Raw genomic sequence first — 8,714 nt, forward strand, 5'->3', positions numbered from 1 at the left:
CTTATGGCCGCAACCGGTCGACCGGCATCGAACTACAGGTAATTGACGGTGAGGGTGAAGGTGCCGCTGTAATCGCCCTCGGGCTGGTTCGCGGGGACGGTGAGCGTGCCGCCGATATAATAGGTCTGGACCCCGCTCGGCAGCAATGTCCCGCCGAGCAGCGCGATTCCGCCGCCGCTGGTGCTGGCGGCGCGGACAAGGCTGGCGGTCATCGGCGCCGCGCCGCCGCCGGCGCGGGTGAGCGTGACCGAGGTGCTGCCCGATACGGTGATCAGCAAGATGCCGCCGGTGCCCTGAAACACCGCGCGCTGCGCCGCCGAGCCGACCGGCGTGACGCCGCCGCCGGTCGTGCGTGCATTGGTGACGGGGTTGATCGTGACGGTGCCGCCGGTCGCGCCGCCGATCAGCGTGCCGAAATCGAGATCGTCGGTCTTGATCAGCGTGTTCGGGCGGATGACCGCCGCATGCGCAATGCCGGGCATGTCGGCAGCATGGGCCGTTCCGCATAGCGCCGCGCTCGCCGCTGCCACGGCGAAGATCAGGGCGCGAGCCGCGCCCCGACAGTGTCTGGTCCCTCGAATCCCCACAGATTCTGCTCCTGTCTGGCACATCTTGTGCCAGCGGAACCTTCTTTACCGATGCATGGAGTTGGTGAACCGGCCGTTTACTTCCGGCCGCCTACGTTCAACCTTTATCGGCGATCCCGCCGATCAGAATGAAACGCCGGTCGCAATAGCCGCAGTCGACAAAGCCCTCGTCGGGGTCGATTTCGAGCCACACGCGCGGGTGGCCGAGCGCCGCATCGGCGAGGCCGTCGCCGGTGCCGTCGCAGGCGATGCGGGTCTTGGACGTGCGGATGGTTTCGGGTGCGGGCTGGGTCATCGACCGCGCCCATAGCAAGCGCGCGAAGGCTCGGCAATCGGGTCTGCGCAATCGTCAGGGGCTTTGACGGCACCGGTGCAGGCGCCCTTTCGGGCGACAAGTGGTCCCCCGGTGCCGTCCTCCCCCCACAGAAGGTCTAAAGATAGTTCAATGTGATCGTGAACGTGCCGCTATAGTCGCCGGGTGCCTGGTTGGCACCGACCTCGAGCGTGGCGCCGACCGGAAAGTTGTAATTGCCGAGCGCCGAGGTGATGCGGAAACGCATCGGCGAGGTCGACAGGATCGCGGTCGGCGTGCTGCCGATTTCGAAGGTGCGGGCACGCATCCGCACCCCCGGTCCGGTGAGCCAGATCATGTTCGATCCGAGCGAGATATTCACTTGGCGATTTTGGGTGCCGAGCCCCGCGAAGCGCGCCGGTTCGCCGCCATCGCCCGCGAGCGTGACACCGCCGGTGCGGGAGCGCGATCCGTCGGGCTCGATCGTCACCGTTCCCGCAGTCGCCGACGGGATGATGTCGCCGAAATCGAGGTCATTGACCTTGAAGAAGGAAAGCGGGCGAAGCACGATGGCTTCGGCTTGGCCTTGCGCGCTGCCCTGCGCCAGCGCCGGCGAAGCGGCGCCGGGCGCGATCAGGATCGCGAAGATGGCCGCAAGGGCGATTGGGCCGCGCTGCACGGGCAGCGGGCAAAAGATGTGACTGGTCCCCACATCCGCCGTCCTAGCGGCGAGTTTCCAATTTAGCGTTAATGCGGTGCTGACGAAAAATTAGCAGGCTTTCGCACTCCGAAGTGCGCGGCTATGGAGGCGGCCATGAGTGAAGCCGCCATCCGCATCGACGCCGTCTCCAAACTCTATGCCGGCGGCAAGCAGGCGCTCGACAATGTCAGTTTCGACGTCCCGCGGGGCGAGATTTTTGGTCTTTTGGGGCCGAACGGCGCGGGTAAGTCGACGCTGATCAACATCCTGGCGGGGCTGGTCAACAAGACCAGCGGGCATGCGAGCATCTGGGGCTTCGACATCGACGCCGATCCGCGCAACGCCAAATATTCGATCGGCATCGTGCCGCAGGAGATCGTTTTCGATCCCTTCTTCACGCCGTATGAGACGCTCGAGAATCAGGCGGGGCTGTACGGTGTGCCGAAAGACAAGCGCATTTCGGACGAACTGCTCGCCGCGGTTCATCTGTCGGACAAGCGCGACGCCTATGCGCGCACGCTGTCGGGCGGCATGAAGCGCCGTCTGCTCGTCGCCAAGGCGATGGTGCATTCGCCGCCGATCATCGTGCTCGACGAGCCCACCGCGGGGGTCGACATCGAACTCAGGCAGCAGCTTTGGGACTATGTCCAGCGGCTCAACGACCGCGGCGTCACCGTGGTGCTGACGACGCATTATCTCGAAGAGGCCGAGGAACTCTGCGACCGGATCGCGATCATCAACCATGGCAAGCTGATCGCGAACAAGCCGACGCGCGAACTGGTCGACATGGCGCGCGAAAAGATCGTCGTCGTGACGCTCGATGCCGATATCGGCGCGCTTCCGACGCATCCGGGGTTCGAAAAGGTCGAGCGCGAGGGGACACGCGGGCTCGCGATCCATTATAACAAGGACCGGATGAACGCGGGCGAAGTGCTCGCCGCGGTCAATGCGATGGGACATGGCATCGTCGATGTCTCAACACGCGAGGCCGATCTGGAAGATGTGTTCCTGAATCTGACGCGCGCTGCGAATGGCTAGCTTCTCTTTCCGTTCGCATCGAGCGAAGTCGAGATGCCCATCGGCGTGGCTCAAGGGCGCGGGGTGTCTCGACTTCGCTCGACACGAACGGAAATTGAATGACTGAAAATCTCTCTCACGACGTCATCATCGTCGGCTCGGGCGCCGCGGGCCTGACCGCCGCGATCGCACTTGCCGACCATTGCAAGGTTCTGGTGCTCGCGAAGGGCGAACTCACCGGCGGGTCGACGGCGTGGGCACAGGGCGGGATCGCGGCGGTGCTCGACGCGGGCGATACGTTCGAGAATCATATCGAGGACACGATGATCGCGGGCGGCGGGCTCAACCGGCGCGATACGGTCGAGTTCGTGATCGAGAATGCCCCGCACGCGATCGAGCGGCTGGTCGAAATGGGCGTGCCGTTCAACAAGGATGCCGAGGCGCTGCACCTGACGCGCGAGGGCGGGCATTCGCACCGCCGCATCGTCCATGTCGACGACGCGACCGGCTGGGCGGTGCAGGCGGCGCTGCTCAAGACCGCCGCGGCGCATCCGAACATCACCTTGCTGCCGGGGCAGGCGTGCATCGACCTGATCAGCGGAAGGCATGAGCTACGCTATTCGGGATCGGGCCGCGTCTGGGGTGTCTATGCGCTCGACGAAAAGACGGGGAAGGTCCACGCGCATGTCGGCCGCGCGACGATCCTCGCGAGCGGCGGGGCGGGGCGCGTGTACCAGTTTTCGACCGCGCCGCGCGGCGCGACTGGCGACGGCATCGCGATGGCGTGGCGCGCGGGCGCGCGCGTGTCGAACATGGAGATGATGCAGTTCCACCCGACCTGCCTCTATAATCTCGACGTCAAGAATTTCCTGATCACCGAGGCGGTGCGCGGCGAGGGCGGCATATTGAAGCACCCCGTCACCGGGCATCGCTATATGCCCGATTATGACGCGCGCGCCGAATTGGCGCCGCGCGATGTCGTGGCGCGCGCCAACGACGACCAGATCAAGCGCTCGGGGCTCGATTATGTCCATCTCGACATCAGCGACAAGGATCCCGATTTCGTCGCGGGGCATTTCCCGAACATCTATGAAAAGCTGCTGACGCTCGGCATCGACATGACGAAGCAGCCGATCCCGGTCGTGCCCGCGCAGCATTATACGTGCGGCGGGGTGCTGATCGATCTCGACGGGCGCACCGACCTGCCGGGGCTGTATGCCGCGGGCGAATGCACCGAGAGCGGGCTGCACGGCGCCAACCGCCTCGCGTCGAACTCGCTGCTCGAATGTTTCGTGTTCGGCGAGGCGGCGGCGAAGCATATCATTCAATGCTGGGACCAGCTCGATCCGCCGCCGGCGATCCGGCCGTGGGACGAAAGCCGCGTCACCGATTCGGACGAAGAGGTCGTGATCAAGCAGAACTGGACCGAGATCCGCCGCTTCATGTGGAATTATGTCGGCATCGTGCGCACGACCAAGAGGCTGGAACGCGCGCGGCACCGCATCGACATGATGACGCACGAGGTCGAGGATTATTACGGCCATTTCCGCGTCACGACCGACCTGATCGAGCTACGCAACCTGCTGCAATGCGCCGAACTGATCGTGCGCAGCGCGCTCCACCGCAAGGAAAGCCGCGGGCTGCACTATACGCTCGATTATCCCGATCTGCTGCCAGAGGCGGTCGATACGGTGCTGGTGCCGTGATCGGTGGCTAGGAAAGCTGCCGGGACGAAGCTCCCGCCCCCCTATCTGCGACGGGTGTGGGTGCCGGAGCCCGTCGCGGACAAGCCTGCCGTCGATCGCGAACATTACCCCTTCAACATCCCGCTGTTCGGCGATCCGACGTTCGAAATCCGGTTCGAGAAGCCCATCACGATCCTGGTCGGCGAAAACGGATCGGGCAAATCGACCCTGCTCGAAGCCATCGCGGTGCTGGCCGGCTTCAGCGAGGGCGGGGGCGGCTATGGTCATAGGGCCGTCGAGCGGTCGGACATTTCGGGCAGCGATGGCGGCGTGCTGGCCGATGCCCTGCGCGCGGCGTGGCTGCCCAAGGTCGGCAAAGGCTTCTTTTTTCGCGCCGAAACATTTTTCTCGCTGGCCCGCTATGTCGATCAGGCGGCCCACGACGCGGGGTTTTTACCGCCCGATTATCTGTCGTGGTCGCACGGCGAAGGGTTCCTGGGGTTTTTCGAGGAACGCGCCGATCAGCAGGGCATCTATATTTTCGACGAACCCGAATCGGCGCTGTCACCGTCGCGGCAGTTCGAATTCCTCAAACTGCTGCGCCGTATTCAGCACGCGAACAACAGTCAGGTCATCATGGCGACCCATTCGCCGATCCTGATGGCGCTGCCCGACGCCGATCTGTGGCAGATCAGCCCGCTCGGGATCGAGCCGGTACAGCTCGAAGACACGGCACATTACCGTCTCTATCGCGAATTCATGCTCTATCCGCACGAAACGGTCGAGGCGATGATCGAATAGGCGTCAGCCGCCGACACCGAGCAAGCGCCCGACAAAAATCAGCACGATCGCGCCGATGACCGAGGCAAGGCAGCCCGCGCGGCTGAAGTCGCCGCGCCCGCGCGAAGTCGCGAGGCCGGCGAGCAGCGAACCGCCGATCCCGAGCAGGATCGTCGCGACCCACCCCATCTCGACCGCACCGGGATAGAAGAAGCGCGCGAGCGCGCCGATGATCAGGCCCGAGATGATCGCGCCGATGATGTTGATCATGCTTTGAATCCTTCGTTGAGAAACCGTTCCGCCAATGCCGCGTGCAGCGCGGCGCCGCGCGCCATCACCTTTTCGTCGAGTACCATATGATTGCTGTGCAGCCCGCAGCAGGCGCGCCAGTCGCTGCCTTCCTCACTCGCGCCGAGCCAGAACATCGCGCCGGGGACTTTTTCGAGCACATAGGAGAAATCCTCGGCGCCCATCACCGGATTGTCCATCGTCAGCCAGGCTTGCTCGCCAAAGGTCTCCTCGACCACCGACTGGCCGAAGCTCACCGCGCGGCTGTCGCAGATGGTGACAGGGAAGCCCTCCTCGATCGTCACCTCGGCGGTGCAGCCATGCGCTTCGGCGATCGCGGGGGCGAGGCGCTTCAACTCGCGCGCGACCATTGCGCGGCGTTCGGGTGACAATGTGCGGATCGTGCCGAGCATCTCGGCACTCTCGGGGATGATATTGTTCGTCGTGCCTGCGGCGATCTTCGCGATGGTGACGACCGCGGGGTCGAAGACCGAGATGCGCCGCGTGACCATCGTCTGGATCGCGGTGACGATCGCGCAGGCGACGGGGATCGGGTCGATGCTGTCGTGCGGCATCGAGGCATGGCCGCCCGCGCCCTTGACGCAGATCGCGAGGACATCGGACGAGGCGAGCAGCGGCCCCGCGCGCCCCGCAAAAATCCCGTGCGGCGCATTGGGCATGATGTGGAGCGCGAAGGCGGCGTCGGGCAGCGGGTCGACGATCCCGTCCTCCAGCATGAAGCGCGCGCCATGATGGCCCTCCTCGCCCGGCTGGAACATGAACATCACGGTGCCGGGCAGCCGGTCGCGCGCCGCACACAGCAATTTCGCCGCGCCGACCAGCATCGCGACATGCGTATCGTGCCCGCACGCGTGCATCGCGCCGGTGGTTTCCGAGCTGAAGTCGAGCCCCGTATCCTCGACGAGCGGCAGCGCATCCATGTCGCCGCGCAAGAGCACGGTCCGCCCGTTCGCCGGCCCGCGCAAAATCGCGATCAGCCCGGTCGTCGACGGCCCCTCGCGAAATTCGAGCGGCAGGCCCGCGAGTGCATCCTTAATCTTCGCGAGCGTCTTGGGGTTCTGCAGCCCGAGTTCGGGTTCGCGATGGATCGCGCGGCGGAGGTCGACGAGATCGCCCAAGAGGGTTTCGGCCTCGGCGGGCCAGCTATGTAATGCGGTGTCCATGCAGCGACTGTGCCGCCAAGCCACACGCGTGTCGAGGGATCTTGGAAAGGTTCAGGCCGCGGCGGGCACGCGGCGCCGTCGCTTCGCCGCAATCCGCAACAGAATCGCCGCTAGGACCAGCGCGACAGGGAGCGCATACCAGCCGCTGACGGGGATTCGCTTGCCGTTGGTGAAGATAAAGCTGATCGCGATGAACCACACGCCGGCCCAATGCAGCCAGCCCCACGCCTTGGGGCCGAGCATCCGGACCATCGCGTCGAACGACGTGGCCGCGAGCGCCGCGATGAACAGATAGGCGATGCTGCCCGAGACGATCGACCCCTTGTTCGACAGCGTCCAGAAGGTGTCCGGATCGCTCCGCCATAGGGTGAAGATCGCCAGCGCGTGGATCAGATGCGACATGGCGAAGGATAGGCCGAACTGGCGCCGGTTGCGCCGCAACCAGTGCGTGAAGGCGCCGGGCCACAGCCGCGCCGCCGCGGCAGCGGCAAAGGCGGCGAGGAAGAGGAGGAGCGAGGTGCGCGCGGTGGCGCGGATCACGAGGCGATAGCCGTCGGTGCTCCAGCCGGCCGGGAAGAGCAGCCCCAGCGCCATCGCGGCGAGGGCGAGTGTCAGCAACCAGAAGAGGCGCGAGCCTTCGGTCCATTTCGCTGTCGTCATCATATTCTCCGTCCTAAGCCTAGGGTTGCTAGGTATAGCTTGCATACCTAGCGTTGCAAAGCTAAATCGGCGGCCATGTCTTCGGAAATGCTCAAAGGCCATCTCGACGCGGTGCTGCTCGCGACCATCGGCGATGCGGCGCTGCACGGCTATGCGATCATCGAGGCGATTCGGACACGCAGCGGCGGGCATTTCGATTTGCCCGAAGGGACGATCTATCCGGCGCTCCACCGGCTCGAACTCGCGGGCCTGCTCGCAAGCCACTGGGTCCAGCCCGAGGGCGGGCGCAAACGCCGTGTCTATGCGCTGACCGACAAAGGGCGCCAGTCGCTGGTCGAGCGGCGCGCGGGGTGGCAAAGCTTTGCCAGCGGCATCGACCGCGTGCTGGGCGCGCGCGCATGACGGGTCCGATCGCCGCCTATCTCGACGAACTCGACCGGGTCCTCGCGTTCGATCCCCGGCTGTCGCGGCGTGTGCACGACGAAATCGAATCGCATCTTTTCGATACCGCCGAGCATGTCGGCGAGGCCGATGCGGTGCGGCGTTTCGGGCGCCCGGCCGAAATCGCGCGCGCCTATGCCGAGGCGGCGTTGCCCGACCGGTTGCGGCGGTCGTGTATCGCAGCCGCCTTGCTGGGCGGAGCGACGCTGCTGCTGATGCGGCTGCGGACGGTGTTGCTCGATATTCCGGGCGGCGGCGATCCGCTCGCGTGGTTCGACCGCGGCGGGCTGGTCGCTGCTTTGCTGTGCATTGGTGCGGCGTGGTGGTTTTCGTCGCGTTATCGGATCGCGGCGGTTCGTAAAGCGCTGCATCTGGCCGCCGGATGCCTCGCGCTGTCGGTCGGCGCCAGCCTGCTGCGTGCGGTCGGCATCGGCAGTGCTGATGGGGCGCTCGCGTTGATTGCCGCCACCGCGTCGGTTGAGGTGATTCTCGTCAGCGCGCTGATGATGCAGCTGGCGCGGCTCGACCGCTATGCGCGGCGTCTCGCGGTCTAGCGCTTCCCCCCGAACAATTGCCGCCCCGCCAGATCGAGCATGATTTCCTCGCTGCCGCCGCCGATCGCGTTGACGCGGACCTCGCGGTAGATGCGTTCGACCTTGCTGCCGGTGATGTAGCTCGCGCCGCCCAGCACCTGCGCGGCCTCGCGCGCGACCGATTCGAGCATCCGCGTCGCCTGCACCTTGAGCATCGCGAAATCGGCGGGGCGGTCCTTGCCGGTTTTGACCTGCCACGCGCAGAGGTCGACCCACGCCTGCGTCGCCTCGATCTGGCGTTCCATGTCGGCGAGCTTGATGCGGATCGACTGGTGGCCGACGAGCGGCTTGCCGAAGGTCTCGCGGTTCTGCGCCCACTCCGCCGCCTCGGCCATCGCGACGCGGCCATAGGCGCAGCAGCCCATCGCCATGCCGAGCCGCTCGCTGTTGAAATTGCGCATGATGCCGATGAAGCCGCCGTTCTCCGGACCGATCAGATTTTCGGCCGGAACGCGAACGTCGCTGAAATGGATCGCGGCGGTGTCGC

At 65.5% G+C, this 8,714-nt stretch carries 12 protein-coding genes; 5 read left to right on the forward strand and 7 right to left on the reverse strand.

Features of this window, described 5'->3' with window-relative positions:
* Positions 1-32 precede the first annotated feature (32 nt).
* From VJ811_RS06885 to VJ811_RS06895, 3 genes are all read right to left on the reverse strand, one after another.
* On the reverse strand, positions 33-482 hold the full coding sequence (locus VJ811_RS06885; RefSeq protein WP_324071518.1) for a DUF4402 domain-containing protein: 450 nt from the start codon (positions 480-482) through the stop codon (positions 33-35).
* Between the two features lie 202 nt (positions 483-684).
* Positions 685-882: a zinc-finger domain-containing protein gene (locus VJ811_RS06890; RefSeq protein ID WP_324071519.1), complete on the reverse strand. Its 198-nt coding sequence runs from the start codon at positions 880-882 to the stop codon at positions 685-687.
* Between the two features lie 136 nt (positions 883-1,018).
* Positions 1,019-1,591: a DUF4402 domain-containing protein gene (locus VJ811_RS06895; protein WP_324071520.1), complete on the reverse strand. Its 573-nt coding sequence runs from the start codon at positions 1,589-1,591 to the stop codon at positions 1,019-1,021.
* Between the two features lie 102 nt (positions 1,592-1,693).
* Between VJ811_RS06895 and VJ811_RS06900 the strand changes: the two genes are divergently transcribed.
* The 3 genes from VJ811_RS06900 (at position 1,694) to VJ811_RS06910 (ending at position 5,082) form a co-directional block, all read left to right on the forward strand.
* Complete coding sequence (locus VJ811_RS06900) at positions 1,694-2,617, forward strand: ABC transporter ATP-binding protein (protein WP_324071521.1); 924 nt, start codon at positions 1,694-1,696, stop codon at positions 2,615-2,617.
* Between the two features lie 98 nt (positions 2,618-2,715).
* On the forward strand, positions 2,716-4,302 hold the full coding sequence (gene nadB, locus VJ811_RS06905) for an L-aspartate oxidase (RefSeq protein ID WP_324071522.1): 1,587 nt from the start codon (positions 2,716-2,718) through the stop codon (positions 4,300-4,302).
* Positions 4,303-4,362: 60 nt separating this feature from the next.
* Positions 4,363-5,082, forward strand: coding sequence for an AAA family ATPase (locus VJ811_RS06910; protein ID WP_324071523.1), 720 nt, complete (start codon positions 4,363-4,365; stop codon positions 5,080-5,082).
* Between the two features lie 3 nt (positions 5,083-5,085).
* On the opposite strand, the gene VJ811_RS06915 is transcribed toward VJ811_RS06910, so the two are convergent.
* Genes VJ811_RS06915 through VJ811_RS06925 form a run of 3 tightly spaced genes read right to left on the reverse strand, consistent with a single transcriptional unit; the run spans position 5,086 to position 7,196 of the window.
* Complete coding sequence (locus tag VJ811_RS06915) at positions 5,086-5,331, reverse strand: GlsB/YeaQ/YmgE family stress response membrane protein (RefSeq protein ID WP_324071524.1); 246 nt, start codon at positions 5,329-5,331, stop codon at positions 5,086-5,088.
* The gene (locus tag VJ811_RS06920; RefSeq protein WP_324071525.1) at positions 5,328-6,533 is read right to left on the reverse strand and encodes a M20 family metallopeptidase; all 1,206 of its coding nucleotides are present in this window, start codon (positions 6,531-6,533) and stop codon (positions 5,328-5,330) included. The genes VJ811_RS06915 and VJ811_RS06920 overlap by 4 nt, the downstream gene beginning before the upstream one ends.
* A gap of 51 nt (positions 6,534-6,584) precedes the next feature.
* On the reverse strand, positions 6,585-7,196 hold the full coding sequence (locus VJ811_RS06925; RefSeq protein ID WP_324071526.1) for a ferric reductase-like transmembrane domain-containing protein: 612 nt from the start codon (positions 7,194-7,196) through the stop codon (positions 6,585-6,587).
* Between the two features lie 72 nt (positions 7,197-7,268).
* Here VJ811_RS06925 and VJ811_RS06930 point away from each other — a divergent pair, with 72 nt between their 5' ends.
* Positions 7,269-7,595: a PadR family transcriptional regulator gene (locus VJ811_RS06930; protein WP_324071527.1), complete on the forward strand. Its 327-nt coding sequence runs from the start codon at positions 7,269-7,271 to the stop codon at positions 7,593-7,595.
* A complete protein-coding gene (locus VJ811_RS06935) occupies positions 7,592-8,188 on the forward strand; it encodes an HAAS signaling domain-containing protein (RefSeq protein WP_324071528.1) in 597 nt (198 codons plus the stop codon). The genes VJ811_RS06930 and VJ811_RS06935 overlap by 4 nt, the downstream gene beginning before the upstream one ends.
* Here VJ811_RS06935 and VJ811_RS06940 read toward each other — a convergent pair.
* Positions 8,185-8,714: acyl-CoA dehydrogenase family protein (locus VJ811_RS06940; RefSeq protein WP_324071529.1), on the reverse strand; the 530-nt coding region annotated here is incomplete at its 5' end. The genes VJ811_RS06935 and VJ811_RS06940 overlap by 4 nt on opposite strands.

The sequence above is a fragment of the Sphingopyxis sp. genome (assembly GCF_035250425.1).
Taxonomy (GTDB): Bacteria; Pseudomonadota; Alphaproteobacteria; order Sphingomonadales; family Sphingomonadaceae; genus Sphingopyxis.

What these genes read in the sequence shown, in the direction of transcription:
- VJ811_RS06885 (WP_324071518.1), bottom strand. Translation starts at nt 482, where the DNA reads ATGCCCGGCATTGCGCATGCGGCGGTCATCCGCCCGAACACGCTGATC.
- VJ811_RS06890 (WP_324071519.1), bottom strand. Translation starts at nt 882, where the DNA reads ATGACCCAGCCCGCACCCGAAACCATCCGCACGTCCAAGACCCGCATC.
- VJ811_RS06900 (WP_324071521.1), top strand. Translation starts at nt 1,694, where the DNA reads ATGAGTGAAGCCGCCATCCGCATCGACGCCGTCTCCAAACTCTATGCC.
- nadB (WP_324071522.1), top strand. Translation starts at nt 2,716, where the DNA reads ATGACTGAAAATCTCTCTCACGACGTCATCATCGTCGGCTCGGGCGCC.
- VJ811_RS06915 (WP_324071524.1), bottom strand. Translation starts at nt 5,331, where the DNA reads ATGATCAACATCATCGGCGCGATCATCTCGGGCCTGATCATCGGCGCG.
- VJ811_RS06920 (WP_324071525.1), bottom strand. Translation starts at nt 6,533, where the DNA reads ATGGACACCGCATTACATAGCTGGCCCGCCGAGGCCGAAACCCTCTTG.
- VJ811_RS06925 (WP_324071526.1), bottom strand. Translation starts at nt 7,196, where the DNA reads ATGATGACGACAGCGAAATGGACCGAAGGCTCGCGCCTCTTCTGGTTG.
- VJ811_RS06930 (WP_324071527.1), top strand. Translation starts at nt 7,269, where the DNA reads ATGTCTTCGGAAATGCTCAAAGGCCATCTCGACGCGGTGCTGCTCGCG.
- VJ811_RS06935 (WP_324071528.1), top strand. Translation starts at nt 7,592, where the DNA reads ATGACGGGTCCGATCGCCGCCTATCTCGACGAACTCGACCGGGTCCTC.